At 39.3% G+C, this 18,363-nt stretch carries 22 protein-coding genes and 1 riboswitch; of the genes, 4 read left to right on the top strand and 18 right to left on the bottom strand.

The window, feature by feature from the left end:
- Positions 1-11: 11 nt before the first annotated feature.
- From queE to corA, 4 genes are all read right to left on the bottom strand, one after another.
- Positions 12-737, bottom strand: coding sequence for a 7-carboxy-7-deazaguanine synthase QueE (gene queE / locus FZC88_RS02000; RefSeq protein WP_262371786.1), 726 nt, complete (start codon positions 735-737; stop codon positions 12-14).
- On the bottom strand, positions 731-1,165 hold the full coding sequence (locus tag FZC88_RS01995) for a 6-carboxytetrahydropterin synthase (protein WP_148993472.1): 435 nt from the start codon (positions 1,163-1,165) through the stop codon (positions 731-733). Before FZC88_RS01995 ends, queE begins: the two co-directional genes overlap by 7 nt.
- 2 nt (positions 1,166-1,167) lie before the next feature.
- Positions 1,168-1,827 carry a 7-cyano-7-deazaguanine synthase QueC gene (gene queC / locus FZC88_RS01990; protein ID WP_148993471.1) on the bottom strand — a complete coding sequence of 220 codons (660 nt, stop codon included), beginning with the start codon at positions 1,825-1,827 and terminating at the stop codon, positions 1,168-1,170.
- Positions 1,828-1,951: 124 nt separating this feature from the next.
- Positions 1,952-1,996, bottom strand: a riboswitch (PreQ1 riboswitch).
- Positions 1,997-2,182: 186 nt separating this feature from the next.
- Positions 2,183-3,178 (bottom strand): magnesium/cobalt transporter CorA, encoded by a 996-nt coding sequence (gene corA, locus FZC88_RS01985; RefSeq protein ID WP_148993470.1) that lies wholly within the window; start codon positions 3,176-3,178, stop codon positions 2,183-2,185.
- 132 nt (positions 3,179-3,310) lie between these two features.
- Here corA and FZC88_RS01980 point away from each other — a divergent pair, with 132 nt between their 5' ends.
- Entirely contained in the window at positions 3,311-4,462 is a 1,152-nt protein-coding gene (locus tag FZC88_RS01980) for an aminotransferase A (protein ID WP_148993469.1), read from the top strand.
- Between the two features lie 45 nt (positions 4,463-4,507).
- Here the strand turns inward: FZC88_RS01980 and FZC88_RS23820 are convergent, their stop codons facing one another.
- Positions 4,508-4,684 (bottom strand): hypothetical protein, encoded by a 177-nt coding sequence (locus tag FZC88_RS23820; protein WP_187443484.1) that lies wholly within the window; start codon positions 4,682-4,684, stop codon positions 4,508-4,510.
- Positions 4,685-5,038: 354 nt separating this feature from the next.
- Here FZC88_RS23820 and FZC88_RS01975 point away from each other — a divergent pair, with 354 nt between their 5' ends.
- Entirely contained in the window at positions 5,039-5,734 is a 696-nt protein-coding gene (locus FZC88_RS01975; protein WP_148993468.1) for a GNAT family N-acetyltransferase, read from the top strand.
- A 137-nt stretch (positions 5,735-5,871) separates the two neighbouring features.
- On the opposite strand, the gene ptsP is transcribed toward FZC88_RS01975, so the two are convergent.
- The 12 genes from ptsP to FZC88_RS01915 form a co-directional block, all read right to left on the bottom strand.
- Positions 5,872-7,593 carry a phosphoenolpyruvate--protein phosphotransferase gene (gene ptsP, locus FZC88_RS01970; RefSeq protein WP_148968556.1) on the bottom strand — a complete coding sequence of 574 codons (1,722 nt, stop codon included), beginning with the start codon at positions 7,591-7,593 and terminating at the stop codon, positions 5,872-5,874.
- Entirely contained in the window at positions 7,593-7,859 is a 267-nt protein-coding gene (locus tag FZC88_RS01965) for a phosphocarrier protein HPr (RefSeq protein ID WP_034756145.1), read from the bottom strand. The genes ptsP and FZC88_RS01965 overlap by 1 nt, the downstream gene beginning before the upstream one ends.
- Before the next feature lie 308 nt (positions 7,860-8,167).
- Entirely contained in the window at positions 8,168-8,431 is a 264-nt protein-coding gene (locus tag FZC88_RS01960) for a hypothetical protein (protein WP_148968555.1), read from the bottom strand.
- An 82-nt stretch (positions 8,432-8,513) separates the two neighbouring features.
- On the bottom strand, positions 8,514-9,296 hold the full coding sequence (locus tag FZC88_RS01955; RefSeq protein WP_148993467.1) for an ABC transporter permease: 783 nt from the start codon (positions 9,294-9,296) through the stop codon (positions 8,514-8,516).
- An 18-nt stretch (positions 9,297-9,314) separates the two neighbouring features.
- Entirely contained in the window at positions 9,315-9,929 is a 615-nt protein-coding gene (locus FZC88_RS01950) for an ABC transporter ATP-binding protein (RefSeq protein ID WP_148993466.1), read from the bottom strand.
- Positions 9,930-10,020: 91 nt separating this feature from the next.
- Positions 10,021-11,292, bottom strand: coding sequence for a hypothetical protein (locus FZC88_RS01945; protein ID WP_148993465.1), 1,272 nt, complete (start codon positions 11,290-11,292; stop codon positions 10,021-10,023).
- Positions 11,262-12,455 (bottom strand): DUF58 domain-containing protein, encoded by a 1,194-nt coding sequence (locus tag FZC88_RS01940; protein ID WP_148993464.1) that lies wholly within the window; start codon positions 12,453-12,455, stop codon positions 11,262-11,264. Before FZC88_RS01940 ends, FZC88_RS01945 begins: the two co-directional genes overlap by 31 nt.
- Before the next feature lie 5 nt (positions 12,456-12,460).
- The gene (locus FZC88_RS01935; protein ID WP_148993463.1) at positions 12,461-13,393 is read right to left on the bottom strand and encodes an AAA family ATPase; all 933 of its coding nucleotides are present in this window, start codon (positions 13,391-13,393) and stop codon (positions 12,461-12,463) included.
- Positions 13,394-13,622: 229 nt separating this feature from the next.
- Positions 13,623-14,369 (bottom strand): SDR family NAD(P)-dependent oxidoreductase, encoded by a 747-nt coding sequence (locus FZC88_RS01930; RefSeq protein WP_148993462.1) that lies wholly within the window; start codon positions 14,367-14,369, stop codon positions 13,623-13,625.
- Positions 14,370-14,519: 150 nt separating this feature from the next.
- Positions 14,520-14,699, bottom strand: a complete 180-nt coding sequence (locus tag FZC88_RS01925; protein WP_262371612.1) for an aspartyl-phosphate phosphatase Spo0E family protein — start codon at positions 14,697-14,699, stop codon at positions 14,520-14,522.
- A 107-nt stretch (positions 14,700-14,806) separates the two neighbouring features.
- On the bottom strand, positions 14,807-15,397 hold the full coding sequence (locus FZC88_RS01920; RefSeq protein ID WP_262371611.1) for a cell wall hydrolase: 591 nt from the start codon (positions 15,395-15,397) through the stop codon (positions 14,807-14,809).
- A gap of 177 nt (positions 15,398-15,574) precedes the next feature.
- On the bottom strand, positions 15,575-15,769 hold the full coding sequence (locus FZC88_RS01915) for a hypothetical protein (protein WP_148993461.1): 195 nt from the start codon (positions 15,767-15,769) through the stop codon (positions 15,575-15,577).
- A 166-nt stretch (positions 15,770-15,935) separates the two neighbouring features.
- Here FZC88_RS01915 and FZC88_RS01910 point away from each other — a divergent pair, with 166 nt between their 5' ends.
- Together FZC88_RS01910 and FZC88_RS01905 are read left to right on the top strand one after the other, a co-directional pair.
- Entirely contained in the window at positions 15,936-16,115 is a 180-nt protein-coding gene (locus FZC88_RS01910; RefSeq protein ID WP_148968546.1) for a YkvS family protein, read from the top strand.
- Between the two features lie 647 nt (positions 16,116-16,762).
- The gene (locus tag FZC88_RS01905) at positions 16,763-18,148 is read left to right on the top strand and encodes a DUF2254 domain-containing protein (protein ID WP_148993460.1); all 1,386 of its coding nucleotides are present in this window, start codon (positions 16,763-16,765) and stop codon (positions 18,146-18,148) included.
- A 48-nt stretch (positions 18,149-18,196) separates the two neighbouring features.
- On the opposite strand, the gene FZC88_RS24195 is transcribed toward FZC88_RS01905, so the two are convergent.
- On the bottom strand, positions 18,197-18,316 hold the full coding sequence (locus tag FZC88_RS24195; RefSeq protein ID WP_222928654.1) for a DUF6254 family protein: 120 nt from the start codon (positions 18,314-18,316) through the stop codon (positions 18,197-18,199).
- Positions 18,317-18,363: the final 47 nt, after the last annotated feature.

Genomic DNA, 18,363 nt, shown 5'->3' with positions numbered 1-18,363 from the left:
CGCTTTTTCAATTATACTCCGCGCTTGTTGCCCCATACTAAAGTATGCAGCTGTGGGAGCACACGCACATGATTAAGTTCTTCCTTCTCACAAATCTTTTCAATGAGCGCTTCATAATCCAATAATAAATTTGACAAAAGCTTTGGTGTATCTTCTTCGGAAACAGAAGGGTTACCTGTCTGAATATAAAATGGAACGTCAGGATAGTGTTTATGAATCTTTGTGGCGTATTCCAAATCTTTATCATCAAACACTACAACTTTTAAGCTGAATTGTGAGCCATTTTGAATCAATCGGTGAACGATGAAATCCAACTTCTCAAAGTCCGTTTCCATTTTCGAACTTGGAGGCTTTGGAGAAAGTGTCAGGTCATCTATATCATAGAACCAATCCTGCCAGCGGCTTCCTTGAGTCTCTAAAGCCGACCCTATGCCATTCTCCTTTAAGATCTCGATAAACTCCTTCAAATGAGCCAACAGTGCAGGATTACCACCGGAAATGGTTACATGAGAGAACTTATTTCCACCGACTTCTTTTAGCCTGTTCCATACTTCTTCAGCCGTCATAAGCTGAATATCCTCTTTCGCAGATCCATCCCACGAAAATGCAGAATCACACCATGAACAACTATAATCACATCCCGCAGTTCGGACAAACATTGTCTTTTGACCAATGACCATACCTTCACCCTGAATGGTTGGACCAAATACTTCTAAAACGGGGATTTTCTTCATGATTTTCTCCCCTTTGGTCTGTAAATGACGTAACTTGTAGGTGTTTCTCTTAAAAATACTTGAAGGCACTTAGGTTGGTGAGGCAAAGTATCTAAATGAGCCTGAATGATTTCCCACATCACTTTCGCTACAACTTCAGTGGTCGGGAACATATTGCCGTTCTCTGCAGAAAACAATTCATCTTCGTTCATGACCTTATGATCAAAGCGCTTATGAATCAGCTTTTTGATGTGTTGGAAATTAATAAGAAACCCGGAATCATCAAGCTGATCCCCGCCGATAGTAATATTGGCAAAGTACGTATGACCATGGATATCCTGACAGCTTCCTGCATCTGCATGTGGAATATAATGGGCTGCGGCAAAATGCATATCTTTATTTAATTCAAATTCATAAGTGTGGTCAGGAGTCGGGTAGATTTGTTGTATCATCTTCACTCTCCCCCTTGTTTTGCACTTTTATATTCTTTCAGGCCTTTTTGTCTAAGCTCACAGGCAGGACACTCACCGCACCCGCTGCCTTTTATCCCATTATAGCAAGTGAGTGTATTTTCCTGTACATAACGGAAAGCACCTAAATCATCTGCCATTTCCCATGTTTGTGCTTTATTGATCCACATTAGTGGAGTATGGATCACAAACTGATCATCCATGGATAGATTAAGGGAAACATTCAAGGATTTGACAAATATATCCCGGCAATCGGGATATCCGCTGAAATCCGTTTCACATACACCTGTTACAATATGCCTCGCTCCGATTTGCTTGGCGAGTATGCCTGCAAATGACAGGAATAACAGATTCCTTCCTGGAACGAATGTAGATGGTAATTCACCTTCCTGGTGAGTGATTTCTTCATCTGCCCTTGTTAAAGCACTTGGTGCCAGTTGATTTAATAAGCTCATATCTAATACATGGTGAGGGACTTTCAGATCCTCTGCAATCTCTTTTGCACAATCAAGCTCTGCTACATGCCTCTGACCATAGTTAAATGTCACCGCTTCTACTTCTTTAAATGCTTTCTTTGCCCAAAATAAACACGTTGTACTATCTTGACCTCCGCTGAATACGACTAACGCTTTCTCTGTGTTCATAAAAGGTTCTCCTTTCTCTTCTACAGGCCTTTTGCCATGAAAAGAAGAAAGAGATTCTGTGTTACCCTATAACATTGGCTTTAAAGCCGTCATTAACAAAAAATAACGACACCTAAGGATGCCGTTTTCCTTAGTTTTTTATAGAGGGTTGTGCTAGAACCTCTCGAGACTTATCAATAATCCCAGTTCTTCTTCTTTAGTCCTCAACCAATATAACGTTTTTTTTCAAAAAAATCTACCGTTTACGGGAATTTCATCGGAAAATTATCTCTATCGTGACGACCGCCGATCATTTGTATGATACCCAGATAAAAAAGCAGAACTCCACTATGGAATCACTGCTTTTTCAGCATAATTATTTTAAACGAAGGAGCCTTCTTCGTTTTCTCCGTTTTTTTGTGCTGAATCTGAGCCAGCCTATTTTCATAAAGAAACCAAACATGATCAGTGCTATGATACCCATAACCCCAAGAACGATAAAGTATCCGCTTCGCTCATCGAGTTCCGGCATATAGACAAAGTTCATCCCATACAGACCCGCAATAAATGTAAGAGGCATAAATATCGTCGTAATGACGGTTAAAGTCATCATGATATTATTCATTTTATCTGAATTAATGGATAAATAATTATCCCGGATATCTGATGAAAATTCACGATACGATTCAAGCATCTCGACAAGCTTAATTAAATGATCGTACACATCATTAAAATAGAGCTGCTCTTCTTTGAGTGCATTCAATCTGCCAGAATTGCTGATACGGTATAATAAATCCCTCATGGGAACGAGGGTTCTTCTTAGCTTTGACATATCATGACGGATATCGAATAATTCATCCATCAGATCACTATCCGCATCTTCATTCGTGTTATCTTCTATTTTATTGAGACGATCTTCAATACCATATACAAGGGGAAAATAATCGTCCACTAACCGGTCAACAATTCCATGCATGATCTTAAAAGGACTGAGCTGATCCCCTTCTTGCTGAACTTTTTCCCATACATTATTTAATTCCCTTACAGGTTGTTTATGGAAGGTAACGATAAAACTTGCGTTCACAAACATATTTACTTCGTGGGAATCCAGCGATTTCTGATTAATGGCGTGCAGAAGGACAAATATGTATTGGTCATAAAAATCGAGCTTAGCCCGCTGGCTGAAATCGTCCAGGCAATCCTCTATCGCAAGTGGATGGAATCGAAAATACAGCTTAAGTAACCGGATATCCTTGCTGGTCGGTTCTGAAAAATCCACCCAATACCATTTAACACCTTTTTCTTTTATTCTGGATAAGGGAACATTCTGTTCAATTTCCCCATTTTCCATAATAATACTCGTACGAATCATATGGCTCTCCCTAACTGACATTTATTTATTTTTTAAACTTTCCCTTTTTCTTCATTATTCAAACAAAATCATTACGTAAAAGCTGGAATTAATGATAAAATATGAATCAAATTATTAAAGTAGGTGTACGTATTGGAACAGTATATTAACCCCCGGATCAAAGACATCCAGATATCCGGTATTAGAAAATTTTTTAATATGGTGGCAGACATAGACGACATCATTTCCCTGACAATCGGTCAGCCGGATTTCCCTACCCCACAACATGTCAAAGATGCGGGTAAAGCTGCCATTGATGATGATTTCACCTCCTATACCCATAATGCAGGATTTCTCGAATTACGAGAAGCTGCGGCTTCATATGTAAAAGAAAAATATAATGTACATTATAACCCTGTCAATGAGGTCATAGTCACAAATGGCGCTTCTCAGGGGATCGATGTGATCCTTCGTACAATCCTATGCGAAGGGGATGACTGCCTTATCCCGGGACCCGTTTATCCAGGCTATGAACCGATCATTAGACTTTGCGGTGCTAATCCCGTACATATTGATATCACACAAAATGGTTTTAAGTTGGATGCAGCTCTTATTGAGGAGAGCTTAACTCCTTCTACAAAATGTGTCATATTGCCTTATCCATCCAATCCAACAGGAGTAACCCTATCCAAAGCAGAATTGAAAGAGATTGCCGACTTGCTTAGAAATAGAAATGTCTTTGTATTGGCTGATGAGATTTATAGCGAGCTTACCTTCGATGATTCGCATTATTCCATTGCCGAATATTTAAGAGAACAAACCATCGTCGTCAATGGCCTTTCTAAATCACATAGTATGACCGGCTGGAGAATCGGGCTGGTATTCGCTCCAGAATCGATTTCCAAGCATCTTATAAAGGTTCATCAGTACAATGTTTCCTGTGCTTCTTCAGTATCCCAGAAAGCTGCCTATGAAGCTCTTACAGTCGGGAAAGATGATGCGGCAGATATGAAGAAAGAATATAAAATACGAAGGGACTATGTATACAACCGATTAATTGAGATGGGATTTAAAGGAATCGTCAAACCCGACGGAGCCTTCTACTTTTTCGTCAAAATACCAGATAGGATTCTTTTGAGTTCCTTTGATTTCTCGTTGGCACTTGCCCAAGAGAAAAAGGTGGCTGTCGTTCCTGGAGATGCTTTTTCCAAGTTCGGCGAAGGATACTTCCGGCTATCCTACGCCTGCTCCATGGAACAACTTACAGAAGGGCTTGACCGTATCCAATCCTTCATCCAAACCTGACGAGAGGGACGGACCTTGCTATGCAAGGTCCGTCCCTCTTCATGTTTACCCTTTATATTCACCGTTATTTTTAGATACTTTTTCTTTTTTGGCTTTGTCTTTGTGTATTTTGTTTGTTGCCGCACTTCCGATTTCGTGGGCAAATTCAGCATTGATTTTAGAAGAATCGAACCCTTTTTTGTTCTTCTGTTGTGGATCATTCTTTTTTGTACGTTTCGCCATTGCTTTTACACCCCTTTTATTGATCATGCTTAACCTTCAATGGATCAGCATAGGATTATTATTCGCTTTCTTCTTTTTCACTATACGAATCAACTGCCGGCATAAAAAGAGCAAAAAAAAAGAACCAACTCAGTTAACTGAGTTGGTTCAAAAAAAGGAAAAGGGGGTGTTAGTGAGAAATTAATCTCCAATTTCATGCTTAATTATAGAATACCCGCTTTCCAGAATGATAAACCGACCTTCTGAAAAAAATTCAGTTTTTTTCAGAAGAAAAGTTATTTCAGTAAAACACTTTAAAAAAGCGCTTTCATAACGTATAATAAACAAGTAAATTCTGAGGAGTGAGGTTCTGACATGTATATGAAAGAACAGTATGTTTTCAGAAACGATCAAATTTATAAAGCTGTTATCAGAAATTATTCCAAGGATGATTTCGACGACATGATATCCGTTCAAAAAAGAGCATTCCCACCTCCCTTCCCATCAGAATTGTGGTGGAATAAAGACCAACTCGCACATCATTTGTCTCATTTCCCCCTTGGGGCCATGTGTGTGGAAGTTGACGGGAAGTTAGCGGGAAGTATGACAAGCTTAATCGTCGACTTTGATCCGTTAGAGCCCCATCATACGTGGGAAGACATAACCGATGATGGATATATCCGGACTCACAATGAGAATGGAAATACATTATACGTGGTAGATCTATGTATCGACCCTGATTATAGGGGATTTAAACTTGGAAAAGTCTTGATGAATGCCATGTTTGAGATTGTGGTTCATTTAAAATTGGATCGCTTACTTGGCGGCGGTCGGATCCCTACCTATCATAAAGTGGCCAAAGATTTTAGGATTGATGATTATATACAGAAATTAACGAGTGGAGAATTCAAGGATCCCGTCATTACGTTTCTTCTGCAAACAGGACGCACTCCATTAAAAGCGGTAAAAGGGTACCTGGAGGATGAAGAATCATGTGACTATGGGATTTTAATGGAATGGAAAAATCCTTTTAAAAGTTCTAGCGCATTTTGCAAAAAATGTACTCCCTGAAAAATAAAAAAGGGATTGAAAGAACAATACGTTCCTTCAATCCACAAGAAAGGGGGAAATGAGAATAAAAAGGCCCAAAGGGTGTGCCTTATTCTTCACAGATATAATACCCTCATTCCCACCATCTAAACCTAAATTTATTCCATTGATGTCGCTTTTTTCACAGCAGAAATGACAGCATCATTGGTGTCTAATTGTAGTGCTTGCTCTGCCAGTTCTTTCATTTCAGCACGATTCAACTGACGGATTTGAGAACGCGCGCGTAAGATCGATGTAGCACTCATAGAGAACTCATCCAAACCTAATCCCAGAAGGATCGGCACTGCAATCTCATCTCCGGCCATTTCACCACACATACCTGCCCATTTGCCTTCTTTATGAGCCGCATCAATCACCATTTTAACTAGACGTAAAATGGCAGGGTTATACGGTTGATATAAGTAGGAAACCCGCTCATTCATGCGGTCGGCAGCCATTGTGTACTGAATCAGATCATTGGTTCCGATAGAGAAGAAATCTACTTCCTTTGCAAAAACATCCGCCATTACAGCAGTCGATGGAATTTCTACCATGATTCCTACTTCAATATGATCAGCTACGTTTGTACCATTCTCAAGAAGAGCTTTTTTCTCTTCTTCAAGGATGGCTTTCGCTTCTCTGAACTCTTGAAGATTTGAAATCATCGGGAACATGATTTTCAGATTTCCGAATGGGCTGGCCTTTAATAACGCTCTAAGCTGAGTACGGAAGATATCCTGTTCGTCCAGACAAAGTCGGATTGCACGATATCCCAGGAATGGATTCATTTCTTTTGGCAGATTTAAGTAAGGAAGCTCTTTATCTCCACCGATGTCAAGGGTACGAACCACTACAGGTTTCCCTTCCATACCTTCTAATACAGCCTTATAAGCTTCATATTGCTCGTCTTCAGACGGTAATTCGTCACGACCCATATATAGGAATTCTGTACGGTACAGACCTACACCTTCTCCGCCGTGATTCTTCACCCCTTCAAGATCCTTAGGTGTCCCAATGTTAGCAGCAAGTTCAACATGCTCCCCATCCTTGGATACCGTTGGTTCATCGACAAGCTTCGCCCATTCAGCTTTTTGTTCTTCATATCGGGCATGCTCTTTCTTATACTCTTCGATGACTTCAGGAGTCGGATTAATATGTACTTCTCCATTTAATCCGTCAACGATGATCATGTCACCATTTTCAACAGAGGAAGTAATGGATTTCGTTCCCACTACAGCTGGAATCTCCATCGAACGGGCCATAATGGCCGAGTGAGATGTTCTTCCACCGATATCTGTTGTGAATCCTTTAACAAATTCACGGTTTAATTGTGCCGTATCAGAAGGTGTTAGATCCTCTGCAATCACAATCACTTCTTCTGTCACCATGCTTGGGTTCGCAATCTGTACGCCCAACAGGTGTGAAAGGACACGTTTTGTCACGTCACGGATATCCGCAGCACGTTCTTTCATGTACTCATTGTCCATGGATTCAAACATGGATACAAACATATCCGCTGTTTCTTTAAGGGCGAATTCAGCGTTTACATTTTCGGATTTCACTTTGTCTTCGATTGGTGTCAGTAGTTCTGGATCGCTTAGGACAAGAAGATGCGCTTCAAATATTTGAGCTTTATCTTCACCTAAATCAACTCTTGCTTTATCACGAATCGCTTCAAGCTCTGACTTGGACGTTGCAATGGCTTCCTGGAAGCGTGATACTTCCTGTTCAGCATTGTCTACGTTTTTCTTTTCAAAGCTAAGGTCGGGTTCAACTAAGCGATACGCTTTCGCAATGGCGATACCATTTGATGCCGCAATTCCTTTTAAAAGACTGGACATTACTCAGCTAATCCTTCTTTGTTCAATGTTTCTTGTAAGCTGTTTAACGCTTCTTCTTCGTCGCTACCTTCAGTAATAATTGTGATCTCTGCACCTTTACCAACACCTAAAGACATAACACCCATAATTGATTTCAAGTTTACTTTCTTTTCTTTGTATTCTAGATGTACATCGCTGTCGAATTTGCTTGCCGTTTGAACTAGTAGAGTTGCCGGACGAGCGTGAATTCCTGTTTCAGCTGTAACTGTAAATGTTTTTTGTGCCATGTAAATCGACTCCTTAATTTATCTTGTTTTTGGTTGCTTCATTAAAGTAATGGATTATGTAGAATACGTCAACTATTTCTAGTAAATAATCCATTCCTACTATAAAGCTGTTCAATAAAAAAGAATAGCATGCAATGAAGATATACACAATTGTAAAGCTTGATTTTTTTAGTATTTCATAAATTTGCCACTGTTATGAACCTATTTATGTAAAATTTCATGTTTATTTATCAAAAAAACTGACTCTTTAAATTCCCCCAATGTTTGAGAGGGAATCTTTAGTATGAGCCAGTTTAGTCAACATGATACTATTCTCTTTCTACCGCTTCAGATTTTGCTTTCATGATATTATAACCGATTTTTGCCTTTATGACCGTGCCTTTCAGTGTCATTTCATGATCTTCAGAGGTGTTTGTATATACGTTTACTAAGTCACATATGCACCGGGAGAATAATTCTGAGAGTTGTTTTAATTCCTGCACCTCATGCTTACCATCCTCTTTCATTAGTTCTTCTATGACATCCATTGCTAAACTTTTCACTCTTAGGGCCTGTTCTGTTTGGTAATTCATATAACACTCTCCCTTTCCCTGCCATTCTTTCTCTATCATATGCAGGTGAAAACTAGATTAGAACAGAAGTGCTATATGGTATTTATACATTTAATTGGGCATCTCTCGTAAATAATTGCCTATATCCTAATAATATAAAGCTGATGACTGTTAAGGCTACACTCCCAATTATGCCTAAAAGTATGGCAATCTGATACTCGATGGCTACTAATGGACTAATCCCCGACAGGATCTGCCCTGTCATCATTCCAGATAAAAAGATGATGCCCATCCCTAACATATTATTAAGTGTGGGAAGAATCGCTGCATCAAAGGCATTATCTACATATTTCTTGGAGGCTGCTTTAGGGGTTGCTCCGAGCATGAGGGCACCTTCTACCGTTTCTCTTTGATCCTTTAATCCCCCTAATAGAGTATTGATCCCCAATGTGATGCCCGTCATTGAATTCCCCACTATCATTCCGGCAATGGGTATGAAATATCTCGGTTCGTACCAAGGGGAGAAATGGATCACAACCATATTAAAGTAGAATAAGCTAATGAGAGTTCCAATTAATAAAGAAAAAGCCGCAATCCCTTTCAGTTTCTTATCCATTTCATATTTAACCTGCTTAAAAATATTCCTGATGGCGAAGGCTTCCATGATCAAAATGATAGCTAACGTAAGCCACGGACTTGGATTGTCAAAAATATAGGTCAGTATGTATCCTGCGATAATTAGCTGAATGGTCATTCTAAAAGAGGCCAGGATAATCTGCTTCTCCCTGGAAATCCCTCTCCATTTCACAATAACTAACAATAGAAGAACGAAGACGTATGCTGCGATAAATCTCCACAACTCTATATCAATAATGCCTTTTTCCAATCATACTCTCTCCTTCTTTTATTTTGATATGGTAATGATTTCTTCACCATATTGCTCGGCAATGTTGGTCGAATGAGTGACCATGATGATGGTTCCTCCATGGTCTTTGGCAGTTTCGATAAAGCTTTTCATCACTTCGATTTCCGTTTCCTCATCAAGAGCAGACGTAGGCTCGTCCAATAAATAGACAGGTGGCTTCATTAATAACACCCTGCCAAGGGACATGCGCTGTCTTTCCCCTCCTGATAACCGTTCAGCAAGCCCATCCAAGGGTTTATCCAGCTTTACGATTTCCAGCGTCTTCATGAGCTCATCACGACTTGCAAGGGGCTTTTCTGAAAACATAAGACCCTTCTGCAAATTATCTTCTACCGTATCCCCGAACAATAAGGGGGTTTGTGAAATCATCACTACTTCTCTTCGAAGTTTTACAGAGTCAATTTCTTGTAAGGGAGTCTCGTTATAATAGACCTTTCCTTCATCTGGTATATTCATTTTATTCAGCAATTTTAGAAGAGTAGATTTTCCTGCACCGCTTTCACCCACCAAGCAGGTAGTCTTGTGTCCAGAAATGTCCATCTCCTGAATATGTAAAATATCTTTAAAGTGCACATCCTTTAATTCAAATAACATAGTCGACTCCTCCTCACATGTATCATACCCTATAGGAAAAAATTTAAAAGAGCTAGGACAGGGGGACCACTCATGCCTGCACTAGCTTCTTTTAATAATCTTTCCTATCTTTTATTTCAGCAATATGGACCTTTATTTGACTAGTGAAGTAATCGACATCATCTTGACTTGGATCTTTCATTCCGTACCTGACCTTTTCATAAAGGGAAAAAAATTCCTCCCCTTCAACAATCCTCATTCTCATAAACCATGAACGAACATTTTCATTGGAATTTCTACCCAAATTAACCGAAGAAGCTTCTATTTCTAAAGTCTTCATTGACTTTCGGATGGTGTTGCTTGCATCAGAATAATCAGCTTTTATAGGTTGTTTTCTTTCCTCGTTATGATTTGATGTAAATGTTGTCAAAAGTGAGATAGAATCCTCAACATCATTCGTTTCCATCGTGATCTGCCTCTTTTTCAATAAATAGCTGATTACGATTATAAGAAAAACCCCAATCAAAACTACCTTTAACCATGGTATTGTAATGCCTTCATAAAAGGCATTTTGCTGAATTGACTTCAAATCTGTCTTATCAAGCTTCATCCCCATTCCCTCCAAGGTATCACTTGAAATGAGGCTCATTACCCAATCTTTTAATTTGACTAACAGATGAAAGATTGGATCAACTAAAAATGAAATGACCCAAAAAACCTTTTCCACAACCCAATAGAAACCCGTCCTCACGAATGGAATGAAGAAAGACAGCCCTGCTGCAGTGAAGATAACACCTAGCAAGATAACTAAAGGCTTTAACAACTGCTTGTACATACCAGATTGTGAAGAGGAATGACTCATCTTTCTTTGAATTGCCGTACCTATTGCAATGGAAGACAGCAGGGTAAGGAGCAGAAAGTAAATGACAGTCTCATTGCCCAAATCATTCACTAAATTGAATATTAAAGATACTGCGGAGAAAAAAATGAATGCCAGCACCACACCGCTATTAAGGTCAATATTATTCTCGTCACCCTGAAAATGGGTAACAAATCGCCAATGGAGATACAACAATATTATTGAAAAAAGCCACCAGGATACTGAAAAGATGAAGATTCCCAATACAAGTAGCGCAGACAAAAGACCATATAAAATAATTTGATGTATTTGTCCCCTCCTCACAAACATGATGATGCAAGGGAATAAGCAAACTGGCACAAGGCTGACAACCGGCAGATAACTCCCGAGGAAAGTCTCTCTTGACACGAAAAGAGTTACGACTAATAGAGAGAATAATAAGTCTATGACCAGCATCAATACCAGCTTAACGATTAGCCTCTGATAATATTTTGTTAAGAAGGAATTTTCGATGTTTGATTCCATATTGTTACAACTCCTTCTTCTTCATCAGATTTCAACGTGAAGATTTCTGTTTCTTTCATGGAAATCTTCACCAACCGTTCTTTTCCCCTGGAGTTCATCAATCCCCCTACAATAAGGACAGACGGAACAAGCTGCCTTATATGAAGGTGCTGTAAAACGATATGAAATGGAACGGTGAACTCATCCGTCGATAAAGTGGACAACATTTCCAATCCTTTTTGCTGATGCGTTCTACCTGTTCCTGTAGGTAGGTAATAATAAGGCGTGATTCCCTGACTTCTAGAATTTAACACCAAGGAAAACGAAATATTTTTCTCTACAGCGAGATGCATCAAATAAGCTGTGTGTTTAATAATGGACTCTAACTGCCCGGTAATGGAATAACGATCTGAGAGATTAATAGCAATCATCCACTCTTTCTTTATGGATGGTGTATATACTTTTGTTTGCAACTGACCGGTTTTCGCAGAAGCCTTCCAGTTAATATCTTGAAAGCGATCGCCAGTAACATATTCTCTGGTACCTATGGGCTGAAAAACATCGAAGAATAGGGAGTGAGGGGAAGATAACTCCCCATTTCGATTCGAGTCCCTGTTTTTCAGAAGTCTCACTTGAGAAGGAGACGGAAAAACAATCATTGTCGATGGGACTGGCTTCTGTAAATCCATGATCACCTTTCCACTTCCAAACAGATGGGGAATGACCAGTTGTATTTTCGATAAACGACAAAGACCTCTTCGTCTGCCCTTAATCGGTAATCGGACCATACCTTTCACTCCTTTTTCCATGGAGAACGGAATCGACACTTCAATCATGTTTCCATGATAGGAATCATAAGGATGAGAAGTCGGCACAACAATATCTTTAAAGGATAGTTTCAGAGTGGCTCCCCAAACCGGAAGCCCCTGATTTTCAATATGGAAATCCCAGTACCCCTCCTCTTGACAATGAAGCCTCACTCGTTTTGACTTATTTACAAGGTTGATCCCCATCCCAATTTTCTCTAAATACCATTTATGAGCCCTGAAATATAGTAAACAGAAGAGGAAAACGGAAAGTCCTGTATACAATTGAAAGATAAAGCATGCTCCTACGGCAATAATGAGAAGAATTTCACTCAATGAATTATAAGGATCTTCTATGATTTCACGTCTCCAATCCACATCCACTACCTCGTTTCAACCGGAAGATTTACCATCTCTACTAATTGCTTCATTACTTCTTCATTCGTTTTTGTCAATGAGGCTTCTGCTGTTAATTGGACCCTGTGTTGCAATACATAGGGAGCTACCTGCATTACATCCTGAGGGCGAATAAAATCTCGCCCTTCGATAAACGCCTGTCCCTGAGATGCTTTTAGCAATGCCAAACTTGCTCTTGGACTCGCACCAGTCTCAATCCATTCGTGCTCCCGCGTCCCCCTTGTCATCTGTAAAATATATGTCTCTATATCTGAGTCAGCATGTACTTGTTTCACTTGATTTGCCATTTCCTGTATTTCAGATAATGTAACCACTTTTTTGACTTCACTTAAAGGATAATTTATTTTAAATCGGGTTAAGATCATTCTCTCTTCTTCAAAATCAGGATATGTAAACGGAATCTTCAATAAAAACCTGTCCAGCTGTGCAGCAGGCAGTGGAAATGTCCCTTGCTGAGATTCTATAGGATTCTGCGTGGCCACCACTATAAATGGGGGCACTAATAAGACGGTTTGCCCGTCTATGGTGATTTGCTTTTCTTCCATGACTTCCAGTAAGCTTGCCTGTGTTCTCGGGGTCGCCCTGTTAATTTCATCAGCCAGTAAGACGTTCGTGACAACCGGTCCCGTTCTTAATTCGAATTCTTGTGTTTTTGGATTAAAAAATTGTATTCCTGTTACATCACTCGGTAACACGTCAGGAGTGAATTGAATTCTTTTAAATGCCCCATCAATACAATGACTGAATGTTTTGGCTAGCAGTGTTTTGCCTGTACCGGGCACACTTTCCAACAGAACATGCCCTTCTTGAAGTAATGCAATCATTAATAGGTCTATCTCTTTGTCTTTCCCCACTAGCACTTTGTTCATTTCTCTTTTTATTGAATCTAATGGATTCATCTTTTTCCCCCTCTTTACATTCAACAATATTAATTGAATTTCAGAAAAATATAACTTTTCTAATTCTATCATAATTCGTTGTTAAATTATCCCTTTTCATACAAAAAGCCGACCACTTTCACCGTGTTGGTGTGTGATAGGCTCTTTTTTACCAGATTACAGTTGTTTACAAAGAGAAAGAGAGTGTGAAGCATGAGCTAGGAAAATCCCTTGATCAATCTGGATCATTTTAATGCTCATAGATCATCTTCCTTGTCATTCCACCATCCACCACTAGGTTTTCTCCTGTAATGAAATCATTATCAGGATGAGCGAGAAACAAGCACGCCCTTGCTATGTCTTCGGGTTTTCCGACTCTGCCCGAAGGATGCTGGTCATGGTCCCTGTCCCGTAATGAATCATAATCTTCTGTTTGAATCCACCCCGGACTTATTGAATTCACCCGTATGCCCACATCACTCAGTGTGACGGCCATTGAATGAGTCAAACTCACAATGCCTCCTTTTGTTGCAGAGTAGGCTTCCGTATCCGGTTCTGACATTGAAGCTCTGGTAGAAGCCATATTAATAATGCAACCACCCCGGTTCTTCATTAAAGCGGCCCCTTCCCTACTGCAATAGTAGACGCTACTTAAGTTTGACGATAGAATGCTGTCCCATTCTTCATGGTCCATCTCCCAAAAGGAAATGAACTTCGTAACACCTGCATTATTAATAAGTACGTCCACCACGCCATGATCTTCTTTTATCTTTGAAAAGACATCTTTTACCTGTTGATATACTCCCACATTCACTTCATGAAACCGTGTTGAATAACCTTCTGAATTGAGTTGCAGGGATAATCCCTCCCCTTGATTCACATCCATGTCCATAAATTCAACAACTGCGCCTTGCTTTGCAAATTCTTCAACAAGCGTTTTACCGATCCCATTCGCTCCTCCTGTTATGCAAACAATTTTATCTTTCAATCTTGTCATCTCCCTTTATCTAAATATTTCCATTCGCGATTCACTGTTCATTCTCCCTAATAAGCATACCCCTTCCCCATTGCCTAAAACCCTCTCCCAGACAATAGAAAAGGATTAACCTTTGGAAATGCCGGGACATTCCAAGATTAATCCTTTTATTTATTGTACTATCTTATTTTTTGTCGTTTTATTAATATCATTACGCTGATGAATATTGATTAAAGCATCCAGCTCTTTACTAAGTTGAATGGTGGCTGGACTGCTGAGTCCAAAACGGACGCCTGACTGTATCATCTTCCATCTTACCGTTTCAATTCGAGTCACAATGGTCCCATTCACCAACATCACCTCTTTTTCTTTACTCTATTTTACTATTAATTTCACGTAGAGAAAAGTAAAAAGTATCAGAACGCTATTTTGATATTATATGAAATCCTGCGTAATGATTATTTTGCGAAGCGGTGTTTTCCAATGGTTAGCAATGTGTCTCTATTGGTAATCCAATCGCTTGTAGATGTGACTGGATTATAGAAGAAGAGGGAACCTTGTCCCTGACCTCTGAAAGCCAAAGCCTCTTGAACCGCGTCTCTCGATTCCTGAGAAGGCGCTTGGTTGATTTCCCCGTTTTGAACGGGTGAAAAGGCATAATGACCGTTTGCTACCTGGTAGATTACTTCTTTAATAGAGCCAGGGAATTCAGTGGAATCCACTCGGTTTAAAACAACGGTTGCCACAGCCACTTTACCAGCATATGGCTCTCCTTTAGCTTCTGCATGAACCAGTTTTGCAAGTAACTCACGATCTTCATTCGTTACTTCATTTTCTGGTATTGCTAAAGTTTGACCTGGATGAATTTCATTCGATTTCAAATCGTTCACTTTTTTTAGTTGAAGGACAGATACAGATTTCTCCTTACCTATATCCCAAAGAGACTCACCATTTTCTACAATGTGAACTCCCTTAGCTGCAATAGTTTGAGTAGAGAATGAAACAATCGAAAGTGCTGCAATCCCCACTAGTAAGCTTTTCTTAATCATATTTCTACCTCCTAATTAGCGCTCCTCACTAAGATAACAACGAATATACTGAATTTCATCAGGTAATGGTTTCCACCGGCCTTACCTTCTACCTTGGCAATACATTCTAAATAACCATAGTGCTACATATATTGGATATGAACCAGAAAAAAACGGGGGATCTCACCCCCGCTTCTTCTAACTTCGTGGTGTATCTAAATAGTGATAAAGAATATTACCGCCATGCTGAGCCACTCCACGAAACTGTTTAAAATCCTCTTGTATAACGAGCACAGATCGAAAGGTGAGAAAGTCTTCTTTCATCACTCTTATTTCTTCCACTTCTCTTGTACGCAATAATTGTAGTTGTTCAAGAATTTCTGTTTCACTCATATCCAAACCTCCATCCTGAATGACTCTATTGTAGGTTTAAAAGGATGTAAACCTCAAGAATAATTTTTTTTGATGAAATTTTTAGAAAACTCTTTACCTTTTCTTGAGTTTACGTCAAAATATTAGTAATTGTTTGTAGAATTTTGGCAAAAAGGGGCGACCTCTGATGAAAAAAGCAGAAATTGGAAATGTGATTGAATTTAGAGAAGGTTTAAAAGGCATTGTAGAGAAAGTAAATGAAAACTCGGTTATCGTTGATCTAACGTATATGAAAAATTATCGGGACCTTGAACTTGAAGAAAAAACAGTCGTTAATCATAAAAACTATAAAATAATTGAAGCATAGTATGATTTTCTAACAGGTGGAGAACGAAACTCCACCTTTTTATATGGCTTTTTTTGCAATGATTGATGTTTTTAAACAAAAGGTCTTCCTCGGCTCTATCAATCATTATGTGCTGGATGGTGAGGGAACTGCTTCGGTGACAAAACAATCTTAGAAAAAGGACCACCCCTCTTTTTACAAAAGATTATTTACTGTGAAGGAAAAAAGACTTTCTACAAATATAGACAGCATTGCGATAAATATTTTGTTACTTATTCCTTTGTGCTCGATGCTGCCTGCATGGACAAACAATAGAAGCTTTTTTGTTTTTTTCTATCTAATCTGATAGGCATGTAGAATGTAGTAGCACAGAGTGGATTGTAGCGGAAGGCACTTGACTCCTGCGGGAAATAGAGGAAAGGTCGAGACCCCTCAGGGCAAAGCCCGAGGAGGCTCGACTTCCTCCCCGGAGAATCTTGTGCCTGGAGCGGAAAGGAACGGTCCATGTTTTCACATTACAACTCATACAAAAGACAAAACTGTTTGTAAATAACTACTGTGTTTACGAAAAGTGCCTATTAAATTGAACTCTTAAACAAGAGAAAGGTTTACGGAAATGCCATTAAGGATACTCTTATAGCATACTGTAGCGCAAGGTGGACCCCATCATGAATTTAAATATTCACATTATTAACAAAGCCAGGAAAAGTTTTTGGTTTGTACCATTTTTATTTTCACTCATCTCATTAGTTCTTGCTCTCATCACCTTCTATTTTGATTGGTGGTTGAGTCAGCATGATTATCCTTTGTTCCCTAAGGTACTGTTTTCCAATTTTGATTTATCCATGACCATCATCAGTACGATAGCTTCTTCGATCATGACCATGACCACGATTACCTTTTCAACGATTATGGTCGTGTTAACCACCTTTTTATCCCAATATTCACCAAGGACCCTTCAGAACTTCATTAATGATCGTCCTACTCAACGGGTTCTAGCCATTTTTGTGTCAGGTGTGGTGTACTGTATCACTTTATTGGTTCTCCTTCAGGACGAGTCCGGACAAAAATTATATATTTCTTCGGCCTTTGCCGGTATAGTAGCGATTATTTGTTTATTTGTTTTTGTCTACTTTGTTCATCATGTTTCAAATTGGGTGAAGGTAAGTAATTTAATACATAATATAACAATCAAAACGAATCAAAAAATCGATAATAGTTATTTATATAGAAAGAATGCCATTAATGAACAGCCTTCAACCTTTAATGAGGCGCTCTTTGAAGATACGGAGCCTATTTTGGTATATAGTGAACAATCGGGGTACTTACAACAGATTAATATTGAAGGAATGCTCACTAAAGCTGCTAGTGATGAAGCAGTTATCCGCATGGTGAAAACACCTGGTGAATACTTACTTCAAGGTACCCCTGTCATGACAGCATGGACGACGAATAAAGACATAGATGTAGAAGATTACTTGGAATACCTCGTTTTTGGGCCTGATAAAGAGCCCATGGAAGACATTGAACTAGGGATAAGAAAGCTGGTTGAAATAGCCTTAAGAGCCATTTCCCCCGCCATTAATGACCCTAACACGGCAAAAAACTGCATAGAAGAAATCGGGATCATTCTATCTAAGCTTGCTAAACACAAGCTTCCAAGCTCATATTTATCAGATGAAGAAAACAATGTTCGAATTATTTTGGAACAGCCGACCTTTGGTGATTATCTATACAAGAGCTTTTACCAGTTGAGACATTACGGAAAGCAGGACATATCCATAATTGCCGAAATTCTGCGTTCTCTGAGAATGATAGGGGAAAATAATAGTGAAGAAACGAAGCGTATGGTGTGGACATTTAAAGACTACATACTGGAAGGAATCGATTACGACAGCCTCCAAAATCTCGATATGCAGTACATCATGAGGCATCTGGATGAACTGGCTGCTGCTTGCATGCAAACAAATTGGGATAAGGATGAAGTGAGAAATAAATATTTCCCCGAACAATATAAGACAAGCGACTCTTACCATCATAAGAAAGAAGAGTGATTGGAACCAAGAAAAAACGGATGCCCGAAGCGAAGCATCCGTTTTTTCTTATTCTTTTTCTTTTTTTCCTTCTGAAAGCTCTTTGAAGGATGAAACTTTGCCATGAGGATGCTGTTCCTGCTTTCTTACATTCCACTGTCTTTCTTTTTCGTGTTTTGATTGCGTCATGTTCGCCACTCCTTTTTCATTTGTCTCTATTAACATGAGCAGCAGAA

This window comes from Rossellomorea aquimaris (assembly GCF_008180865.1).
GTDB lineage: Bacteria > Bacillota > Bacilli > Bacillales > Bacillaceae_B > Rossellomorea > Rossellomorea yichunensis.
Note: the sequence above shows the minus strand (reverse complement) of the source record. Positions and strands in the feature narration are given on the sequence as shown.